A 20583-nucleotide genomic window follows, 5' to 3' on the forward strand; every position below is an offset into this window, starting at 1 on the left:
CGCACGCCTCCGGGGGCCTGCCTAGCTACGGTGAGGTCGACAGGAGGACCGCGGAACTTCCGCGTATGACGCGCGCGTGACGCGCGCGCTTCCCATGACTACCCGAAGTGTTGGTGGAGGATCAGCCCAGGTCGCGCTCAATGTGGGCATTCCTGCTGACGGCGTGTTCGAAGGGTTGCATCGGTGACCGCCGGACAACCCTTTCCCAGCGCCTGCAGACGCTCGGCCGAATACCTATTCAGCCCGGTATTCCAGCACTCTCCCGGCTGGTGCCCCATACCAGGGACTGCCGGTTTTCGAGTGGAGAGAAAGTATCGCGACGGAACTTAGCGAGGGTTATCGCAGCGGCGCCCCCGTCCAGGCGTTCGCCGAGGGCGCCGGTTGACGAGCTTCCAAAAACGCCGAATTTCTGCGTTCTCGTCAACCTCCGTCAACCTCCGTCAACCAATTCCGTATTCCCGCTACGGAATCGTTAGGCGGCGTCAACCTGATTGACCGCTTTCAGACCTCCCAGGTTGACGTAATGGGCGATCTGGTTGACACGCCAGAGCCGCTCGTCAACCAGATCTCTCCCCTGGCGCCGCATGCGAGCCTCCTGGTGGATGAGAGGAGGATTGGACGCCGGAGTATCGCGGGCCCCCGAGCGATCCCCATCGACAGATGGCGGCGCTCTAGGACTTCATGGGATCCCTGGCTGGTCGGGGACGGGGACCGGTTGGTTCCTAGCCGGCTGATGCACGACGAACCGAGACCGTGGTCGGCGCCATGGTCTCCTCGTGCAACTCCAGGAGTTCGAGACGGCGCACCAACTCCTTCAGGTTCGCGCAACGATAGCGCTTCGGATTGAACGACGGCTGCATGGCTCGAAGATGCCGACTCAATTTGGACAGCAGGACTGGTTGTTCCCGCGCTCCCAGCTGCAGGAGAACGAAAAGCAGCAATCCCTCGGCGTCTTGGGGGCTCTGCCGAGTATGTTGGGGCGCCGGCATCTGAGCCAGCACACCATGTCTAATTTCCTCGAGAAAAAGGAACTCGCAACAGGATCTGCGCAGAGCCTCCGACGCGTTACGCGTGCCATAGCCATAGACCGTGAACCCTTGTCGCCGAAGACGAGAAGCAAGCGGCGAAAAGTCGCTATCATTTGTGACGAGGGCGAAGTGGTCGGCTTGGTGGGAGTGTGCGAGCTCCATCGCATCTATTGCGAGGGTTATGTCAGCGCCGTTCTTGCCGTTCTCCGCGATAGCGTAGTGATGATGCGCCCGAAGGGCGAAAGTCTGAATCGCCGGCGCCCACCCACTGAGTTTTGGACTAGCAAAGTTGCCATAGAGATGGGCATGAGTGACGCGCCCACGGAGAGTCACATCTCCAATCAGTGATTTGGCATGCTTGTGAGAAATGTTGTCGGCGTCGACAAGTATGGCAATACGAGGGGAAGTCACCCCGGAGGTTCTCATCCTCGTCCGCATCCAATGCCGCAACGAGCTGAGAGCGCTACGCATTGGCCTTCAGTAACCTGCGGATCGAGCGGATCAGATCCAGTTCTTCCGGCGTTACCTGTGGCTCGAGAGCCTCGGCGAAGTCAGCGAGGCCAAAGTCGTTTAGTGCGGCCTGAGCTAGCTCAACAAAATCAATGCCAAGAACGTTTGCAAACTTCTTCACTTCATTTAGGGGCAGCCTGGCTTCGCCGGCGATCAGCAGCGCAATGAAATCAACCGATCGATATCCCAATTTTGTGGCAATCTGATCAATGGAGCTGTCTGCCTGCAAGACCGCCACCCTTCTGGCGACAATAGTAGAGGCGTAATTTTCTTCAGTTTCTATCATCTTATTCTCTATGTTTTGCTCTAACATCTTTATAGACAGCTGATTGTCGGGAGCGATCAACTCCCACATGCCAACCGATCTCTCTAGAAATTCTTTGCCAGAAATGCCTAGCCGCGCGGCGTAGCCTTTGAACAGGCGCCTAAAACCATCGGAGACTTTGAAATTCAGATCGACGATTCTTGCCATCTTTAGCTCGATCGTGAAGCACCCTCGCCCTGTCAATAGACGCACACAATGGGGCATGAATAGCCGTCATAACGCCCGAAGAGGCACAAATCTATCTTGAATCTATAATATCCATGATATATCGTGAAGTATTCCAAAAAGTAAAATAAGTAAGCGCTTACTTACGCTATCTGGACGTAGAGTAGCGAAACTCTCCTGCCGCCAGGCAGATTCCTGCAAGGAGAAGCTGTGCCCACGTTCGAGATCCGCACGCTGCGGCAGATCCTCGAGCGCGATCAGGTCATCGACTGCGATTGCTCGAATAACTGGGTATGCTCGCATACCGGTCCGCTACGCATCGAACTGGCCATCCAGCGCCTCGGGATAGAATTCGACTTCTATGCGCGTAGGGCCGAGTTGGCAGCTCGGACCTATTGCTCAGTGTGGGGCAAGTTCCATCCGACGTTTCGGTTGGGATGGAAAAGCCGACCAAGCACCTACACCGGCTCGCACGGCTCTGGTGCCGCGGCTGGCAGCGTTCTCAAACCCGCACCACGCCCAACTGGCTGATTGGAACCCATCGATTGGCGAGTTGGAGGCAGAAGCGTTCGACGCTTTGGTCCACGTCGCTAGAGCGATGTCGGCAGCTACGAATGCGCCACTGTTCCGGCTACTCGCACGCGCGGTGGGCGATAGCGATCACGCTAGTCATCCTGGGAGAGACAACTGTCGCACAAACCCGCCTCTTCACCATCCCCGAGAGGGACAGCTAGGGGATGACCACAGTGGATGCAGACGTCCATCTGCAGTCCGTGTTCGACAGCCTCACTGTGCTCCCCATCAGAGCGCCGTCGACGGTGTTCGGCGTCTATTTCTTGCTTCGAGAACCTTGCCATATGCAGATCTTATTGAAGGCTTCGAGGTGCGCCACAGGTCTCTGCCCAGCCGGTTTACGAGTGATTACTCGCCTCGCTCACCTGCCCGGCCTTTCGACCTTGCCAGTCGCCTTCGGCGACCATCTATGGTCTTGTATTGGATTGAACGTCTGAAGCTTCGATCTCTTCCAAAGCTTACAACCTGGTAGGGAGGTCGGCATGCTTGGCGGTTTCGCTCAGGTTACTAGCCATCCTCGCCTTGTCAGGTCGACGCTGCTCGGAGGTGTAAACGTTCTTTGTGACATCGCGGCTCTAAGGCGGATTCGTCCTACGATTGGCAAGGAGAAGTGCCGTTCGCTGCTCGTTCTATGCGGAGTTGCCCGAGACCGATCAGTTACACCACGCTGATGCACCGCATTCGCTTCACGGACGATAGCTCTGGATTGCTGTAATCTGATGCTGCGCTAGATTGCCCATTCAGTGGATCGGTCGGTTATGGCAGATGGCAACTCTTCAGCAGAAGATCTCCGAGAAGTTCTTGACTGCCCTCGCAGAGCGAGAGGGTATCGATGCCACTCAGGTTGATGAGTTGCGTGCGCTCCTTGCTCGAGGAAAGCGACCGAAAGCAGAGGACTTCATTCAAGTCTTCACGATGCCGCGTGGCGGTGTGGTTAAGTGATCAAGCTTGTGTCGGCACACATCGAGGAAGTGCGCGGCATTCGTCGGCTGGATATCGAGTTCGGTCAATCGAGCTTCGCGATCTCAGGCCCTAACGGATCAGGCAAGAGTGGAGTAATCGATGCAATCGAGTTCGGCATCACGGGCGACATTGGGCGTCTCGGTGGCCGCGGCACCAAGGGGCTCAGCGTGGCCCAACATGGACCGCATGTGGATATGGTGGACTTCCCGGACGCAGCCTACGTCCAACTGACAGCGTTCATCCCTTCGCTCAACAAGACGGCGACAATTACGAGGAAGGTCTCCTCGCCGAAGAAGCCGACTATCGTCCCGGACGACGCTGACGTGAAAGCGGTATTCGATGAACTCTCGGAGCACCCCGAGATCACCCTCGCGCGGCGGGACATCCTCCGTTTCATCCTCGTCGAGCCAAGCAAGCGCTCAGAAGAGATTCAGACGATCCTCAAGCTCGAGGAAATCGGACAGACCCGCAGCGCTCTCAATAGCGCCCAGAACAAGCTGGGGAACGCTTTGAAGGTAGCCTCCGGTCAGGTCGACTCCACCCGTTCGACGCTGCAACGCCACCTGGGCATCGAGACCAATGCCGTTCCCGACCTGCTGAAGGCCGTCAACAAGCATCGCGCCGTTCTGCAGCTTGCGGCGATCGAGGACTTCAATCAGGGAACCCGGCTAGACGCCGGCATAGCGGATACAGAAGGCGCTCCACCGTTCAACAAGACGACGGCGCTGCGCGACCTGGCCGCGCTCGACGAAGTGAGCGTGAACATTGCAGCGGTAGTCGCGGGTGACGCCGGCGCGATCCTTTCCGGTATTGCGCGCCTTGAGGGTGATCCCGCACTTCTAGCCTCGCTTCAGCGACGGGTGCTTATCGAGAAGGGCCTGGCGCTCGTTGACGGCGCTGAGTGTCCACTATGCGACCATCGATGGCCCGACGAGACGCACCTCCTAGATCACCTGAGGGGCAAGATTTCAAAATCGGAGGACGCTGGCGTCCTACAGAACCAGCTTCTTCGTCACGGCGCAGCGATAGCCAGTCAGGTCGATGGGGTGCTCGTCCTGATGCGCCAGGCCCACCGGATCGCGAAGGGTGAGGGAGACACCAGCACCCTTGCTGCACTGGCGGCCTGGGGAAAAGAACTTGGAGCGCTTCGGAGCCAGCTCGAGAGCTTTGACGGGCTCATAGGTCTGAAGGAACGGATCGTGGCCGACTGGCACGCAGTTCCAGCGGCTCTCGCCGATAGCTTATCGGTTCTCCGGCGCACCGTTATGGCGAAGCCCGATCAAACCGCTGCGGTCGAGGCGCAGACCTTCCTCAGCACAGCTCAACTGCGCTTGGAAGACTACCGCTCGGCACAGCGTAGCGAAGCGGCGGCCAAAGCCGCTAGCGCCGCCGCCAAGGTCGCCTACGACGAATACTGCCAAGCCATGGAGGACGAACTCAACGCGCTCTACGCAGACATCGAGGCAGAGTTCAGCGACTTCTACCGGAGGGTCAATGGTGATGACGAGTCGGCCTTCACCGCAGAGCTGAGGCCAAGCGAAGGCAAGGTGGACCTAAAGGTCAACTTCTATGAACGTGGGCTATACCCGCCGGCAGCATACCACAGCGAGGGCCACCAGGACGGGATGGGCGTATGCCTCTACCTCGCTCTGATGAAGCGTCTGTTCGGTAGAGACTTCACCATCGCCTTGCTGGACGATGTGGTGATGTCCGTCGACTCGGACCACCGGCGACAGTTCTGCCGCCTGCTCAAGACACAGTTCCCGGACACCCAGTTCATCATCACGACCCACGACCGGCTCTGGGCTCAGCAGATGCGATCGGAAGGGCTGGTGACGGCAAAGACGTCGCTCGTGCTTTTCGGCTGGAGCGTGGACAGCGGTCCGATGGTTGAAGCTGGTTCAGACGCTTGGGAGAAGATCTCCGCGGCGCTAGCGAAGGGCGACGTTGAGGCGGCAGCAGCAGCGCTTCGCCGTCACCTCGAGTATGTTGCCTGGGTGCTGGCGGACGAGTTGTCGGCTCGGCCTCCGTTTCATGCCGATGGCAAATACGAGTTCGGGGAACTCATGCCCGCAGTGGTGAGTAGGAGCAAGGAACTCTACGGGCGGGCATCAAACGTTGCCCAGTCCTGGGCTAACGAAACCGCGATGACCGCCATCACAGCCCGCAAGGCAGCACTCGCCGCCGCCAGCCAAGCATCCGGTGTGGAGCAATGGGCGGTAAACCCGGCGGTCCACTTCAACCCTTGGGCTAACTTCGGGCAGAAGGACTTTGAACCGGTAGTCAGCGCCTTTCGAGAGCTGGTAGAAACACTTCGATGTCCCGATTGCGGTGGATGGGTCCACCTTTCTCCTCGAGGCCGACCGGAGAGCCTTCGATGCGAGTGCATGTCGGTGAACTTCAACTTGGTCAGCAAGCCGACGTGAACAGGTGATCCGACGTTACCTGAAGGCGGTCTGACAGGACGTGGCAGAATGTGAGCGCGGCGCCAGCGCCGATATGAGCAGGCCACTCAGCTCGGCGGGATGTCCGTTAAGCCGCTTGCCCGGCAGTTGCTCGCCGAGCTGCCGATGAGTTAGCAGCCTCCCTCAGAACGAGTTGAGGACCACCGCGCCCGGACCTCACCGTCCGGGCGTTTCGCGTCAGCGCTGCTCAAGTCGAATGTTGATATTCGTCCGCGTTAAGTCGCCAACAAACCGCATGACATCGCGCGTAATCGCCTTCCCGGTGTCAGTCTGAGAGAATGCCAATATCAGCCCGGCAATCACGACCAATCCGATTAACCTAGAAATCGCGTTTGCTAAGTCAAAAACCCCAGAGAAAAAAACAGATCGATCAAAACCACCGACGCAATCATCGCACAAGAATATTGTTCCGTATTTTCTATTACACCGCTTGTGCATCTCCGGCTTCGGGTAGATGTAGCCACACTCGAAGCACTCGGCCTCTGCCACTCGCCCCTCAGATCGACCCATGAGTCTTCCCCGTCTTCTCGGAGATCATAAGTCCGTCTCACCTTGACTGGAGTCAATGCCCGCGCACGGTCCGGCAACGACGAGCTGCAACCTAGCTAAGCATCGGTCCCCCAGCCTTCCCCCGCCGCGACCACCCATCAAGCGCGTCGGTGGTATGGCCGAAGTCGCTAGTGCCGTCCGGGTGCGGGCCCAAGCCGAGGGTATCGTCCCCTGATAGAACTGTGCGACGGCTAAGAGGTGAGGGCGCCGCCTATGAGGTCTTGATAGTGGTAGAGCGGGCTGGTCGGCGTGACGCCGGTCTCCGCCGCTAGACTGGGGCCGAACGTCGTGATTGCGGCCACGACGATTACACCGATCATCAGCCACTTGAAGACGAACTCGCCGCACTCGATCAAAGGTGCCCCCTCCTCGAATCCGATGAGGGCACCTTATGCCAGTCCTGATCGCTGTGAAACGCACCGAAAGGACGTTCCGATCGGCCGTTCCGGTCGGCGACTAAGTTATTGATTTCATTGAAAAAAGGCGGCTGGCTGGGGAACCTGGATTCGAAGCGCGCGTGGCGCCAGCTCTCACACCTCGTAGGGCGGGAGCCTGCCAATGGCGGCTGCCTTCGCTTTAAGTGAGACTTCTCCATAGTTGTCTGCTGCCGTCCTGCCCGCATGGCCTTGGATTGCCTCGACTACTCTGGGATCCAGGCCGAGGTCGCGGGACGTGGTCTTGAAGCGATGGCGCCAAGCGTGGCTGGGCTGCACGCCCTCCGGCGTTAGTTTCGCTTCCTTAAGCCAAGTGGACAATCGCCCGGATGACACCTGCGCGGGTCGCTTCTTCACGTCCGCGTCGGCGGCGTAGAAGAGAGGCTCCGCGGCGGCTTGTGCAACGAAGCGCAGGAAGCCTTCCTCGATAAGCTGTGGGTGCAATGGCACGTCCCGATAGACCCTAGTCTTGACGGAGCCCGCGTCCGGGGTGATCCGCACGAAGTGTATCTCGCCTTCCTGGAGGACGTCGGACTTTCTAAGCTGCATGATTTCACCGATCCGCGCGCCCGTGAAAGCGCAAAGCCATGGGCCCCAGCGCTTGGCCGAGGAGATGTGCTTCGACTCCATTGTCTGCGGATTCTCACGGTCGGCTGGGGTGTAGTGACGCGCGGCCTTCAGCACAGCAACCGCTTCCGAGTCCGTGTAGCCCTTAGGTCGAACGATTGCTCGAGGCGCTGACCGAACCTTCACTTTCGCCGCGGGGTTGTCGTCGAGCTTGTGATCCTCGACCGCACGCCCAAGGGTGGCCTTGACCGCCGCCATCCAGACGTCCTTGACCGTCTTGCTGGCCAGCGTTTCCAGCTTCTTGTCGCGCCATGCGGTCAGCTCCATGCCCGTCAGTCTGCGTGCGTCGTCCGCTAAACGGCGCGCACTGCCCTTGAGGCCGCGATGCGCAGCCAAGAACTCGACCAGGTCGTCGAAAATTCTCGGCCAAGCCTTTCGCCCGGCGCTTCCACGACCTTCACGCTCGAGCGCCCCTAGATGGTCCTCCAGGAGCCCGCGAAGAGACACGTGCTCCTTTGGTTCAAAGGTAGGGTTTACCTCTGCGCGGGGCACCAAGTGCGGGGGGTGGCTCTGAGTTGCGGGGTCCGCGCCTTCGTCCCGCTCAACGCTGCGCTCCAACGCCTCGAGCTCGGCACCGGCAACAACCTGTGCAATCTCTCTCCATTCCGCTGATCCGGGAGTGGCCACTACGTTACCGCGGCGCCTGTAGCGGTCGAGAACGTCTCCAATCACGCGTTCGATCTCGGCGTTCGAGAGCCTGCCCGCAAGGGTAAGCCTCAGGTCGCGAACATAGACGTCGTCGATGCCGATGGAGGCCCATGAAGGGCCGGCTTGGCGATACGCCAGGTCAAGCGCCAAACGATCCTGGTAGTGCAATGCCGCTAGTTCAGCCGGTGGGAGAGGAGCCGACCTAGCCACTCGCTCTGCGTTCAGTTGCTCTTCGCCGCCTGCTAAGACAGCCCGAGCATGATCGAACTTCGCGTTGATCCTAACGAGCGCAACGGGCAACTGCTCGATTGCCTTGCGTCTATCGGCACCCAAGGGTTCCTGCAACTCCCGCTTCCCTAGAATTTTGCGGAGTTCGGCAGGCACTACACGGCGGGCGTAGTAGCGGCCATCGACGTAGAGGAGATAACGGATCTTACCGGCCAATTGCAGGGTCGTTTTGTAGGGGCAATGTAGGGGTAAGAATGGGGGAGACCCCAGAAAAATCAAGAGTCTGAAAGATATCAATGAGGTAGAATGGTGCTGCAAGAGAGGATTGAACTCTCGACCTCTCCCTTACCAAGGGAGTGCTCTACCACTGAGCTACTGCAGCATACGCATGGGGTCGGGTGGCGTACGCCCCCGGCGGCGTGGCGCGGTTACTGCCACACCGAAACCGCCGGTGCAAGACCCAATAGCTTGCATTTGGGACACAGTTGGACCGGCGTTGGGCCATGAACTTCTGCCAGCGCTTCCGTTCTCGTCCAGTCTCGCCCATACCTAGCCCATGCCTAGCGACACCCGAGAGCAAAGATTGGCCGCAAAGCTCCGTGAAAACCTCAAGCGCCGCAAGGAGCAGGCGAGGGCGCGGACGGCGGCAACGGGCGGTAAACCACAATCGGATAAGCATGCGCCGGACGCGGATGGGGCAGGGGCTCCGTCGAAGCCCGGCGCCGATCGGGATAGCTAGGCCGCCTCCTCGCCGAGGCGACAAGAACAAGGGTGCGGTCTGTCCTTTTCGGCAGCCGCGAAGCGGGGCGAAAGCCCCTGGTTGGGAAAGTCACATGGATCGCATTCGTCTGGTCGGCGGCAACGAACTTCACGGCGAGATTCCGATCTCTGGCGCCAAGAACGCGGCCCTGCCGCTGATGATCGCCTCGCTGCTGACCAAGGACCCGCTGGTGCTCGAGAACGTGCCCCGGCTCGCCGATGTGGTGCAGCTCGAAAAGATCCTCGAGAATCACGGCGTCGATGTCGCCGTCCACGGCCGCAAGGCGCCCACCCTCGAGGGCCAGCGCATGACGCTCGAGGCCGCCGAAATCGTTGATACCACCGCGCCCTACGAGCTCGTCTCCACCATGCGCGCGAGCTTCTGGGTCATCGGGCCGCTGCTCGCGCGGGCGCACGAGGCACGCGTATCGCTGCCCGGCGGCTGCGCCATCGGCACCCGGCCGGTGGATCTCTTCCTCTACGGCCTCAAGGAACTGGGCGCCGAGATCGATATCGACGAGGGCTATGTTGTCGCCCGCGCCCCCAAGGGCGGCCTGCGCGGCGGCCGCGTCGTGTTCCCCAAGGTCACCGTCGGCGCGACCCATGTGCTGATGATGGCGGCGACGCTCGCCAAGGGCACCACCGTCATCGAGAACGCCGCCATGGAGCCTGAGGTGACCGACGTCGCCGAGTGCCTCGTCAAGATGGGCGCGAAAATCGAGGGCATCGGTACCCGTACCCTCACCATCGAGGGCGTCGACGAGTTGCACGGCACTACGCATACAGTGGTCGCCGACCGCATCGAGACCGGCACCTATGCCATGGCGGCTGCCATGGCCGGCGGCGACGTGCTGCTGAAGCACGCCCGGCCCGAGCACCTGCAGGCCGCGCTGGATACGCTGGGCGCTGCCGGCGTGCGCATCACGCCCGAGACGAACGGCGTTCGTGTGTATCGCAACGGCAACGGCATCCAGGCTGTTGACGTCGAAACCCAGCCCTTCCCGGGCTTCCCGACCGACCTGCAGGCCCAGTTCATGGCGCTGATGACCATGGGCAACGGGGTGTCGCAGATCCGCGAGACCATTTTCGAGAACCGCTACATGCATGTGGCCGAGCTGGCTCGCTTCGGCGCCGACATCAAGGTCGAGGGTCAGGTGGCGACGGTCACCGGCGTACCGCAGCTGAAGGGCGCCCAGGTGATGGCGACGGACCTGCGCGCCTCGGTGTCGCTGGTCATCGCCGGGCTGGCGGCGCGCGGCGAGACGGTCGTGAACCGCATCTACCACCTCGATCGCGGTTTCGAGCGGCTGGAAGACAAGCTGAGCGCCGTGGGCGCCGAGATCGAGCGCGTTACGGGGTGACGTTATCCTCCCTTTGACGGGGAAGGGGTCACCGCGGATGCAATTGCCCACCGGGTCATCCCCGCGGAAGCGGGGATCTCCGTTTGATCGCGCGCACCGAAAACAGAGGTTCCCGCTTTCGCGGGAATGACTCCGCGCAAAAATGGCATCTCCTAAGAGCAACCCAGGCTGAACACGCCCGAGTGGGGGGCGACCCCACCCGCCGGCATTTGTGGCCGCCCCCTCCACCAGCTTCGCTGGTCCCCTCCCCCGTAAACGGGGGAGAATCCGCTCGCTTCACCTTCGCGATTGCCCCCCGCCGCGCTTCCTTGTAGATCGGGGGCCGGGCCCCCACTTTGCTGGTCAAACCAACAGTTTCCGGACCTTTACGATCAATGACCGACCTCAAGCTTCTGGCGCTCGACAGCGAAGACCTCGACGTCATTTCTGCCACCACCCAGGATGCTATCGTGCGGGTGCCCGACATGGGCTACGCCAAGGCCGACCAGCGCTTCGCCCTGCTGATGAACCGCTTCGCCTGGGAGGACGGCTCCAACAAGAAGGGCGTGCGCAAGCGCGCCGCGCTGCATTTCGAGCGCGTCACGGGCGTCAAGACCTCCGGATTTGATCCCAACGCCGTCGAAGGTGCGCTCGAACTCCTTGCCGTCCGCTTCACCGAAACGGCCGCGCCCGGCGGCTTTGTCGACCTGACCTTCGCCGGTGGCGGCGCAGTACGTCTTGATGTCGAAGTTCTGGAAGCCCGCCTGCAGGATCTGGGGGCCGCCTGGGCCGCCAAGCTCAAGCCCGAGCACACCGTCTGATGCCAGTCAGGCTCGACAGCCGGGACACCGGATTCGCCCAGGATTTCGAAACGCTGCTCAATTCGAAGCGCGAAGCTTCGGAGGAAGTGGGCAACATCGTCGCCGCCATCCTCGCCGACGTGCGCTCCCGCGGCGACGCAGCGGTGCTCGAGTACACCGAGCGCTTCGACAAGCTGGCGCTGACGCCCGAAACCCTGCGCTTCACCGAGGCTGAGATCGCCGAGGCCCGCGCCCGCACCCCTGCCGACGTACTCGATGCGCTGAGCTTTGCGCATGACCGCATCCGCGCGCACCACGAAAAGCAGAAGCCGGCCGATCACATCTACACCGATGCCATCGGCGTGACCCTCGGCACCATCTGGACCCCGGTCGAAGCCGTCGGCATCTACGTGCCGGGCGGGCTTGCCGCCTATCCGTCCTCGGTGCTGATGAACGCCGTGCCGGCCAAGGTCGCCGGCGCCAGCCGCGTCGCCATGGTCGTGCCCACCCCGCGCGGCGAAACCAATGATGCGGTGCTGGCCGCTGCATCGATCGCCGGCATCACCGAAATCTATCGCGTCGGCGGCGCGCAGGCGATCGGCGCGCTCGCCTATGGCACGGCCACCATCGCGCCGGTCAGCAAGGTCGTCGGCCCCGGCAACGCCTTCGTCGCCGCCGCCAAGCGCCAGGTCTTCGGCACCGTCGGCATCGACATGATAGCCGGCCCCTCCGAAGTGCTGGTCATAGCCGATCGTTCCGCCAACCCCGCCTGGGTCGCGGCCGATCTGCTCGCGCAGGCCGAGCACGGGGCAGGGGCCCAGTCCATCCTCGTCACCACCGACCAGCAGCTGGCCGATCTGGTGGAGGACGAGGTCTGGCGCCAGATCGAACTCCTGCCCCGTGCGGAAATCACCCGCGAGGGCTGGGAGGAATTCGGCGCGGTGATCACCGTGGCTTCGCTCGACGAAGCGGTTGCGCTCGCCAACCGCGTCGCCTCGGAGCATGTGGAGCTGGCGGTGGACGATCCACGCGCGCTGCTGCCAAAAATCCGCAATGCCGGCGCCATTTTCCTCGGCCACCACACGCCCGAGGCGATCGGCGACTATGTCGGCGGCTCCAACCACGTGCTGCCCACTGCCCGTTCGGCCCGCTATGCTTCGGGCCTGGGGGTGCTCGATTTCATGAAACGCACCTCGGTGCTGGGTTGCGATCCGGCCTCGCTCGCCGCGCTCTCATCCGCCGCGGTGACGCTGGCGGCCACCGAGGGGCTCGAGGCGCATGGCCGCTCGGTATCGATAAGGCTCAATCGCTAGATGGCGCTCACCCCGCGACAATTCGATCCGTCCGATCGTATCGTCGCCGTGACGCTCGACCCCTCGACCATCACCTCGACCAATCCGGACGAGGTGCACGAGTGGCGCATCGCCATCTATGATCTCGTCGAGCAGAACGTCTTCAAGCCGGCCCGGGTGAAAGCCCCCGGCCCCTACGCGCTGCACGTCTCGATCATCGGCAACTACATCCTGCTCGATGTGCGCAACCCCGACAGCTATGAGCCGATCGCCGCGCATTATCTCTCGCTCACCCCGTTCCGCCGCCTGATCCGCGACTATTTCCGCATCCGCGACAGCTATTTCGACGCCATCAAGACCGGCTCGACCTACCAGATCGAAACCGTCGACATGGCGCGGCGCGGCCTCCACAACGACGCGGCCGAACTCCTACGCACGCGGCTCGACAACAAGCTCGAGATGGACCTCAACACCGCGCGGCGCCTGTTCACGCTGATCTGCGCTGTGCAGCCCTTTGCGAGCCGCATCGACGAGCGCGAGTCGGACCTGCCCACCGTGCTCTTCGTCTGCTCGATGAACTCCGTGCGCTCACCCATTGCCGCGGCGCTGGCGCGAAAGCAGTTCCCCGGCCGGCTGATCGTCCGCTCCGCCGGCGTCCGCTCCGGCAAGGCCGACGGCTTCGTCGAAGAGGTGATGGAGGAGATCGGCGTCGACATGAGTGTGCACACCCCACACACGATGGACGAACTGATCGCCAACCATTTCGACCTCGTCGTCACTCTTTCGCCCGACGCCGCCGAGGCTTTCGCGAGCCGCGGCATCGAAGCCGGCGCCATCGAGCACTGGCCCATGCCCGACCCGACCGAAACCGAGGGCAACCGCGAGGCGGTGCTGAGCGCTTACCGCACCCTGCGCGACACGCTGCAGAAGCGGGTGAGGGAACAGCTGGAAACACTGGTGGCGCAGTCCAAGGCGGCTTGAACGGTGCGAGCTTCGGCATCGCAAAACGGAGGTCCCCGCTTTCGCGGGGATGACATCGAGTTTGTGGCGCTTGCGGTCGTGCTACAACCACCGGGTCATTCCCGCGAAAGCGGGAACCTCTGTTTGCGGGACGAGCCATGAGCACCACAGGTCGCTTCTTCGTTTACCTGCTCGCCAGCCGTAAATATGGGACCATCTACACCGGCGTCACTGGCAACCTGCCCGAGCGCATCTACGTCCACCGCACCGATCTCATTGCCGGCTTCTCGTCGAAGTACCACGTGCATCGGCTGGTCTATTTCGAGCAGCACGACGACCCGTATGGAGCGATCAGGCGCGAAAAGCAGATCAAGAAGTGGCTGCGGGCGTGGAAGATCGAGCTGATCGAGAAGGGTAATCCTGAATGGGAGGACCTTTACGACTCGCTTTTCACTTGAGCGGCGACATAGCGAAACAGAGGTTCCCGCTTTCGCGGGAATGACATCGAGTCTGGAGCTGGCTCGGTGCCAACCTCGATGCTGCGATAACCCACCGGGTCATTCCCGCGAAAGCGGGAACCTCCGTTTCCTCTCCGCGGGCGCCGCTGCAACCTATTTGGCAAATCGCGCCGCCATCCCCACATAACGCCTGTGCCACCCGCACCGGGTGGTTCACAAAGCGGATGGCTTGAAGTATAGCTGCCGCCCAATTCAGCCCCGACATTGCCAGTTTCGCTTTTGACGGGGCCATCTCAGGAGAGAGAATGGCTAAGGAAGAAGTGCTCGAGTTTCCGGGCGTGGTGACCGAACTGCTGCCCAACGCGACTTTCCGCGTGAAGCTGGAGAACGAACACGAGATCATCGCCCATACCGCTGGCCGCATGCGCAAGAACCGCATCCGCGTGCTCGCCGGTGACAAGGTCTTGTGCGAAATGACGCCCTACGACCTGACCAAGGGTCGGATCACTTACCGCTTCAAGTAGGGCACACATGGCCAGCCGTCCCGAGCTCATCCTCGCGTCCGCTTCACCGCGGCGGTTGGCGCTCCTGAACCAGATCGGCGTCGAGCCCGAGCATCTGGTTCCTGCCCATATCGACGAGACCCCGGAAAAGAACGAGCTGCCGCGCAAGCTGGCGCAGCGCCTCGCCGACGAGAAGGCCGTCGCGGCCCTGCACAAGGCCAAGACCTCGGGTATTGCCGGCAACGCGCTGGTGCTCGCCGCCGATACGGTCGTTGCCGTCGGCCGACGCGTCCTGCCCAAGGCTGAGACCATGGAGGAGGCGTCCGAGTGCCTCCGCATCCTCTCGGGCCGCTCGCATCGCGTGTTCACCGGCGTCACCATGCTCACCACCTCGGGCGCCATGCGCAAGCGCCTGGTCGAGACCCGGCTCCGCTTCAAGCGCCTCTCCGCCAAGGAGATGGAGAGCTACCTCGCCAGCGCCGAGTGGCGCGACAAGGCCGGCGGCTACGCCATCCAGGGCATTGCCGGCGCGTTCGTCCTGAAGCTGCAGGGCTCATACTCCGCCGTGGTCGGCCTGCCGCTGTTCGAAACCGTGCAGCTCCTCGCCGGCGAGGGCTACCCGGTACATTTCAACTGGCTCAACCAGTCGAGCCTCACGTCGGTCTAGCCCGTCGCCGCGGGCTCGCGATGCAGCCACACTCACGGAGTCATTCCCGCGAAAGCGGGAGCCTCTGTTTTCGGTGCCTGCAGCAAACCGAGGTCCCCGCTTTCGCGGGGATGACGCCGGTGGGCTTCGAAAGATCGAGGCACCAGCCTCACTGAAGGACGTTCCCATGGCCGAGATCATCAAGCTCAAGAAAACCGTGCCTTGCCCCATCTGCGGCAAGCCCTCGAGCCAGGCCAACCACCCCTTCTGCTCCCCGCGCTGCCAGGACATCGACCTGAACCGCTGGCTGAGCGGGAGTTATGTCATCCCGGCGAGCGATGACGAGGATGAGGCGGAGACGGTGTCGACGGATACGGGGGACGAGGAGGAGTAGGGATGTGGGTGCCCGAAACGACCCCCTCTCTTGCGAAAACTAAGGCTTAGCGAAGGGCTAAACCTAAGTTTTCGCTTTCTCCCCCGCCAAGGGGGAGAAGATCACAGCAAGTGCCGGTGGATGTGGGACGCACCCTCTCCCCTTGGCGGGGGAGACGCGAGACTTACGAGCGTCAGCGAGTTAGTCGCAGCAGAGAGGGGGTCGGCGTGAGGCCCAAAACCTAACCCCCGCTCAACGTCCGCTTCACCGCATCCCGCCAGCCCGAGACCTTCCGCTTGCGCGTCGCCTCGTCCATGCGCGGGTTGAACTGCCGGTCCAGCGCCCAGCGTTCCGCAAAGCCCTTCTGATCCGGCCACACACCGGCTTTGTACCCAGCCAGCCAAGCCGCCCCCAGCGCGGTCGTCTCCAGAATCGTCGGCCGGTCGACCGGCGTGTTCAGGATGTCGGCGAGGAACTGCATGGTGAAGTCCGAGGCCACCATGCCGCCGTCGACGCGCAGCACCGTATCGCTCGCGCCCTTCCAGTCCTTGCGCATGGCGTCGACCAGGTCGCGCGTCTGGTAGCTCACCGATTCGAGCGCCGCCCGCGCCAGTTCCGCCGCGCCGGTATTGCGGGTGAGCCCGGTGAGCGAGGCGCGCGCATCGGTGTCCCACCACGGCGCCCCCAGCCCCACGAAGGCGGGCACGAGATAGACGTTCTGTGTCGGGTCGGCCTTGGCGGCGAGCGCTCCGGCGTCGGCCGAGTTCTCGAACAGCTTCAGCATGTCGCGCATCCACTGCACCGACGCGCCGGCGACGAAGATCGCGCCCTCGAGCGCATAGGTGGTCTCGCCGTCGATGCGGTAGGCGATGGTGGTGAGCAGTCGGTTCTTGCTCTTCACCATGTCCTTGCCGGTGTTGAGCAAGGCGAAACAACCGGTCCCATACGTCGATTTCAGCATGCCCGGCGTGAAACAGGCCTGGCCGATCGTCGCCGCCTGCTGGTCGCCGGCCGAACCGCGGATCGGAATCGAGACACCGAAAATCTCGGGTTCGGTCACGCCGAAATCGTCGGCGTTCTCCTTCACCTCGGGGAGGACGGCGCGCGGGATGCGGAACAGCTTCAGCAGCTCGTCGTCCCACTGGCCGGTCTTGATGTTGAGCAGCAGCGTGCGCGAGGCATTGCTGATATCGGTCGCATGCACCTTGCCGCCCGTCAGCCGCCAGATCAGGTAGCTGTCCACCGTGCCGAAGGCGAGCTCGCCCTTCTCGGCCCGCTTGCGCGCGCCTTTCACGTGATCGAGGATCCAGCTCAGCTTGGTGGCGCTGAAATAGGGGTCGAGCAGCAGTCCGGTCTTTTTCGAGATCAGCTTCTCGTGCCCGGCCTTCTTCAGCTTCACGCAGACATCGGCCGTACGCCGGTCCTGCCACACGATGGCGTTGTAGATCGCCTTGCCGGTTGCCCGGTCCCACACGATGGTGGTCTCGCGCTGGTTGGTGATGCCGATCGCGGCGATGCCCTTGGCATCGAGCCCGGCCTTCTTCAGCGCGGTCTTGGCCGACCACAGCGTCGTCGCCCAGATCTCCTCGGGCACGTGCTCCACCCAGCCATCCTGCGGAAAATGCTGGGTGAACTCCATCTTCCCCAGCCCCGCGATCCGCTGCTTGCCATCGAATACGATGGCCCGGCTCGACGTGGTGCCCTGGTCGATGGCGAGGATATTGGCCGTCATTGCTTCTCCCTTGTCAGGCGCCCGGCCATGTATCCGGCCAGTTTCGCCTTTTCCTCAGTCGTCACCCGCAGGCCCTGCTTGCTGCGCCGCCACAGGACATCCTCGGCGGTGCGGGCCCATTCATGGTCCATCAGGTAGTCGACTTCGGCCTGGGTCAAGCTCCCGCCAAAGCTCATGCCCAGCTCTCCGCCCTTGAGGATGGTCGGCAGCAGCGTGCCATAGGCGCGGGTGAGCCGCCGCAGCACCTTGGCCTCGATCGCCGGATAGCGCGCCGCGTGATGTTTCAGCAGCTCCTCGAACCCGGTCGCCGGGAAATCGCCGCCGGGCAGGGTGCCCTTGGCCGTCCAGCGTGGCTTCCTGGCCCCGATCACGCCGTCGATCTTGTCGACCACCTGCTCGCTGAGCCGCCGGTGCGTGGTCAGCTTGCCGCCGAACACGTTGATCAGCTTGGCCTCGCTCTCGCCGCCCTCGGTCTTCAGCACATAATCGCGCGTCGCCTCCTGCGCGGCGCTCGCGCCATCGTCGAACAGCGGTCGCACGCCGGAATAGGTCCAGGCGATCTGCTCGCGCGTCACCGGCCTGGCGAAATACTCGCTGGCCGCGGCACAGAGGTAGTCGATCTCGGCGTCGCTGATCTTCACCGCGGTCGGGTCGCCCTCAAAATCCTGGTCGGTGGTGCCGATCAGCGTGAAGTCGCTCTCATAGGGAATGGCGAAGAAAATCCGCCCGTCGGCGTTCTGGAAGAAATAGCAGCGGTCATGGTCGTAGAGCTTGTGCACGACGATATGGCTGCCCTTGACCAGCCGCACATGGTGCACGTCGTTTCGGCCCAGCGTCTCGTTGATCACCGTATCGACCCACGGCCCGGCAGCATTCACCAGCAGCCGCGCCGTCGCCGTCGACCGCTCGCCGTCTTCACCCACCATCTCGATGGACCACAGCCCATTCTCGCGCCGTGCCGAAATGACCTTGGTGCGCACCTTGATTGTTGCCCCGCGATCCGCCGCGTCGCGCGCGTTGAGCACGACCAGGCGCGCGTCGTCCACCCAGCCGTCCGAATACTCGAATGCTGTGGTGAAACCCGGCTTCAGCGGCTTGCCCGCCTCGTCTTGCCTGAGGTCGAGCGTTTTCGTTGCCGGCAGCAGCTTCCGGCCCCCGAGATGATCGTAGAGGAACAGCCCGATGCGCAGCAGCCAGGCCGGCCTGAGATTCTTCTCGTAAGGCAGCACGAACCGCAGCGGCCGGATGATGTGGGGCGCCGAAGCCCACAGCACCTCGCGCTCGATCAGCGCCTCGCGCACCAGCCGGAACTCGTAATACTCGAGATAGCGCAACCCGCCATGCACGAGCTTGGTCGCCGCCGACGACGTGCCCGAGGCGAGATCGTGCATTTCGGCCAGCATCACGCTATGGCCACGGCCGACGGCGTCGCGTGCGATGCCCGTCCCGTTCACCCCGCCGCCGATGACGAAAACATCTACGGGGGCGGTGGTGGGCATGGCGCGATCCTGCTGTGGCGATGTGCCGATCTAGGGGAGAAAAGCCACCCCGATCAACGTCATATTGCTTCACAAGCCCGGCGCACGGATTACCTGCTATGTGCCTTCACATAGGCCTTCAGCACGTTCTGCATGCGCGTGATGTGGCCCTTGCCCTGCGCCTTGAAGAAGGCGAACACCTCGGGTTCGAGGTTGAGATGAACAGAGGTGGGCCGCTCGTGCGGGTATACGACCACTGCGTCGTCCCAGAACCCCTCGGGCAGCTCTTCCTCGCCAGCCAAATCCTCTTTCGAAGTGGGGACGTAGTCTTTTCGCTCATGCATTTCCCGGAGTTCGTCCAGGGAATAGCGTACGATATGTTTCTCGCTCACGTTTGCCACCTTTCCAGGCCGAAATCAGTCTCGTTGCGCCGGGCCTCGGGGTGTGAATCACCACATAGACAACGACATCGAAAGCGCCGATCGAGATGAGGCGTCGCTCACCATAGTCGCGGCGATCATCAATCCGGTCGAGCGTCGGACCTTCGAAGATCCGCGCCGCTATACGAAAGTCCACGCCGTGCTTTTCGATATTGGCCAGTCGCTTGTCGGCGTCCCACTCGAACTCCATCCCCGCGCCCCCGAGCAGAGACATTGATATGTACACAATTTATGTACATACCGCAAGCCCCAGCCTAATGCGGATTGACCCGCTGGTGCCCAGGGTGCACTAGCGGAACATCGTCCCGCCGGATTGCCCATGCTCGCCATTTTCAACGTCGTCCTGCCGGTCTTCGCGATCATGGCGCTCGGCTATCTCGCTGTCCGCTTTCGCATGTTCCCCACGGAGGGGGTACGCGGGCTGGTGATGTTCGTGAACAATTTCGCGACGCCCTGCCTGCTGTTCAACGCCATGGCGACCTCGGATTTCTCGTCCGTGTTCAACTGGGGCGTCATCGGCGCCTTCTATGCCGGCGCCATCACCGTCTTCATCCTCGGCATCATCATCGCCGCGAAGGTCTTCGGCAGCCGCCCCGGCGAAGCCGTTGCCTCGGGCTTTTCGGCCTATTTCACCAACACCATCCTTATCGGCGTGCCGGTGATGCAGCGTGCCTATGGTGAGACGGCGCTGGTCACCGCCTTCTCGATCATCGCCTTCCACGCCTCGGTGCTGATCACGCTGGGCATGCTGACCATGGAGCTGGTGCGCCGCGACGGCGCGCCGCTCCACAAGGCGCTATGGACGGCGCTCATCCGCATCGTCTCCAACCCGCTGCTCTGGGGCATCGTGCTGGGCATCGCGTTCAACTTCATGCACATCCAGCTGGCCGAGCCGGTCGAGGCCTTCGTCGTCATGATGGCCGCCGCCGTCACCCCGGCGGCGCTGTTCGGCCTGGGCGGTGCGCTCAACGAATACAAGCTGTCGGAGAGCTGGGCCCACTCGCTGGCGCTGGCCGGCCTGAAGCTCCTGGTCCAGCCGCTCATCGCCTGGGTGCTGCTGATCCACGTCCTCAAGGTCGATCACGAACTCGCCCGCTACGGGGTCCTGCTCGCCGCCATGCCCACCGGCATCAATGCTTATGTCTTTGCGACCTACTACAATCGCGGAGTGAATGTGGCAGCGAACACCGTGCTCATCACCACGGTGCTGAGCATCGTCAGCGTCAGCGGCTGGCTGTTCATTCTGGGGCTGTGACCCCTCATCCGGCGCTACGCGCCACCTTCTTC

Annotated in this window: 19 protein-coding genes and 1 tRNA gene; 11 read left to right on the forward strand and 9 right to left on the reverse strand. The window is 62.4% G+C overall.

Annotated features, from left to right (window positions below):
* Positions 1–722: 722 nt before the first annotated feature.
* Complete coding sequence (locus tag AC3A6I_RS04250; protein WP_487541950.1) at positions 723–1454, reverse strand: NYN domain-containing protein; 732 nt, start codon at positions 1452–1454, stop codon at positions 723–725.
* Between the two features lie 37 nt (positions 1455–1491).
* A complete protein-coding gene (locus AC3A6I_RS04255; RefSeq protein WP_487541951.1) occupies positions 1492–2010 on the reverse strand; it encodes a hypothetical protein in 519 nt (172 codons plus the stop codon).
* Positions 2011–2238: 228 nt separating this feature from the next.
* On the opposite strand from AC3A6I_RS04255, the gene AC3A6I_RS04260 reads away from it, so the two are divergent.
* Together AC3A6I_RS04260 and AC3A6I_RS04265 are read left to right on the forward strand one after the other, a co-directional pair.
* Entirely contained in the window at positions 2239–2559 is a 321-nt protein-coding gene (locus AC3A6I_RS04260) for a hypothetical protein (protein ID WP_487541953.1), read from the forward strand.
* A gap of 980 nt (positions 2560–3539) precedes the next feature.
* Complete coding sequence (locus tag AC3A6I_RS04265; protein ID WP_487541955.1) at positions 3540–5990, forward strand: AAA family ATPase; 2451 nt, start codon at positions 3540–3542, stop codon at positions 5988–5990.
* Positions 5991–6769: 779 nt separating this feature from the next.
* Here the strand turns inward: AC3A6I_RS04265 and AC3A6I_RS04270 are convergent.
* The 3 genes from AC3A6I_RS04270 to AC3A6I_RS04280 form a co-directional block, all read right to left on the reverse strand.
* Positions 6770–6898 (reverse strand): hypothetical protein, encoded by a 129-nt coding sequence (locus AC3A6I_RS04270; RefSeq protein ID WP_487541957.1) that lies wholly within the window; start codon positions 6896–6898, stop codon positions 6770–6772.
* A 210-nt stretch (positions 6899–7108) separates the two neighbouring features.
* Positions 7109–8731 (reverse strand): DUF6538 domain-containing protein, encoded by a 1623-nt coding sequence (locus AC3A6I_RS04275; protein WP_487541958.1) that lies wholly within the window; start codon positions 8729–8731, stop codon positions 7109–7111.
* A 91-nt stretch (positions 8732–8822) separates the two neighbouring features.
* Positions 8823–8897, reverse strand: a tRNA-Thr gene (locus AC3A6I_RS04280).
* A gap of 451 nt (positions 8898–9348) precedes the next feature.
* Here AC3A6I_RS04280 and murA point away from each other — a divergent pair.
* From murA to yacG, 8 genes are all read left to right on the forward strand, one after another.
* A complete protein-coding gene (gene murA, locus AC3A6I_RS04285) occupies positions 9349–10635 on the forward strand; it encodes a UDP-N-acetylglucosamine 1-carboxyvinyltransferase (RefSeq protein ID WP_487541960.1) in 1287 nt (428 codons plus the stop codon).
* A 374-nt stretch (positions 10636–11009) separates the two neighbouring features.
* Positions 11010–11435, forward strand: coding sequence for a DUF2948 family protein (locus AC3A6I_RS04290; protein WP_487541961.1), 426 nt, complete (start codon positions 11010–11012; stop codon positions 11433–11435).
* On the forward strand, positions 11435–12727 hold the full coding sequence (gene hisD / locus AC3A6I_RS04295) for a histidinol dehydrogenase (RefSeq protein WP_487541963.1): 1293 nt from the start codon (positions 11435–11437) through the stop codon (positions 12725–12727). The genes AC3A6I_RS04290 and hisD overlap by 1 nt, the downstream gene beginning before the upstream one ends.
* Positions 12728–13687 (forward strand): UPF0262 family protein, encoded by a 960-nt coding sequence (locus AC3A6I_RS04300; RefSeq protein WP_487541965.1) that lies wholly within the window; start codon positions 12728–12730, stop codon positions 13685–13687.
* 137 nt (positions 13688–13824) lie between these two features.
* Entirely contained in the window at positions 13825–14124 is a 300-nt protein-coding gene (locus tag AC3A6I_RS04305; protein ID WP_487541967.1) for a GIY-YIG nuclease family protein, read from the forward strand.
* A 305-nt stretch (positions 14125–14429) separates the two neighbouring features.
* The gene (infA, locus tag AC3A6I_RS04310) at positions 14430–14648 is read left to right on the forward strand and encodes a translation initiation factor IF-1 (RefSeq protein WP_035082742.1); all 219 of its coding nucleotides are present in this window, start codon (positions 14430–14432) and stop codon (positions 14646–14648) included.
* 7 nt (positions 14649–14655) lie between these two features.
* Positions 14656–15294, forward strand: a complete 639-nt coding sequence (locus tag AC3A6I_RS04315; RefSeq protein WP_487541969.1) for a Maf-like protein — start codon at positions 14656–14658, stop codon at positions 15292–15294.
* A 166-nt stretch (positions 15295–15460) separates the two neighbouring features.
* The gene (gene yacG, locus AC3A6I_RS04320; RefSeq protein WP_487541971.1) at positions 15461–15667 is read left to right on the forward strand and encodes a DNA gyrase inhibitor YacG; all 207 of its coding nucleotides are present in this window, start codon (positions 15461–15463) and stop codon (positions 15665–15667) included.
* A gap of 220 nt (positions 15668–15887) precedes the next feature.
* On the opposite strand, the gene glpK is transcribed toward yacG, so the two are convergent.
* From glpK to AC3A6I_RS04340, 4 genes are all read right to left on the reverse strand, one after another.
* Positions 15888–17378: a glycerol kinase GlpK gene (gene glpK / locus AC3A6I_RS04325; protein ID WP_487541973.1), complete on the reverse strand. Its 1491-nt coding sequence runs from the start codon at positions 17376–17378 to the stop codon at positions 15888–15890.
* Positions 17375–18877, reverse strand: a complete 1503-nt coding sequence (gene glpD, locus AC3A6I_RS04330) for a glycerol-3-phosphate dehydrogenase (protein ID WP_487541975.1) — start codon at positions 18875–18877, stop codon at positions 17375–17377. The genes glpK and glpD overlap by 4 nt, the downstream gene beginning before the upstream one ends.
* Positions 18878–18966: 89 nt before the next feature.
* Complete coding sequence (locus AC3A6I_RS04335) at positions 18967–19200, reverse strand: BrnA antitoxin family protein (RefSeq protein ID WP_487541977.1); 234 nt, start codon at positions 19198–19200, stop codon at positions 18967–18969.
* On the reverse strand, positions 19193–19486 hold the full coding sequence (locus tag AC3A6I_RS04340; RefSeq protein ID WP_487541979.1) for a BrnT family toxin: 294 nt from the start codon (positions 19484–19486) through the stop codon (positions 19193–19195). Before AC3A6I_RS04340 ends, AC3A6I_RS04335 begins: the two co-directional genes overlap by 8 nt.
* A 129-nt stretch (positions 19487–19615) precedes the next feature.
* Between AC3A6I_RS04340 and AC3A6I_RS04345 the strand changes: the two genes are divergently transcribed.
* Positions 19616–20551 (forward strand): AEC family transporter, encoded by a 936-nt coding sequence (locus AC3A6I_RS04345; protein ID WP_487541981.1) that lies wholly within the window; start codon positions 19616–19618, stop codon positions 20549–20551.
* Positions 20552–20583 lie beyond the last annotated feature (32 nt).

It is taken from the genome of Devosia sp. Soil_C_22, assembly GCF_057657195.1.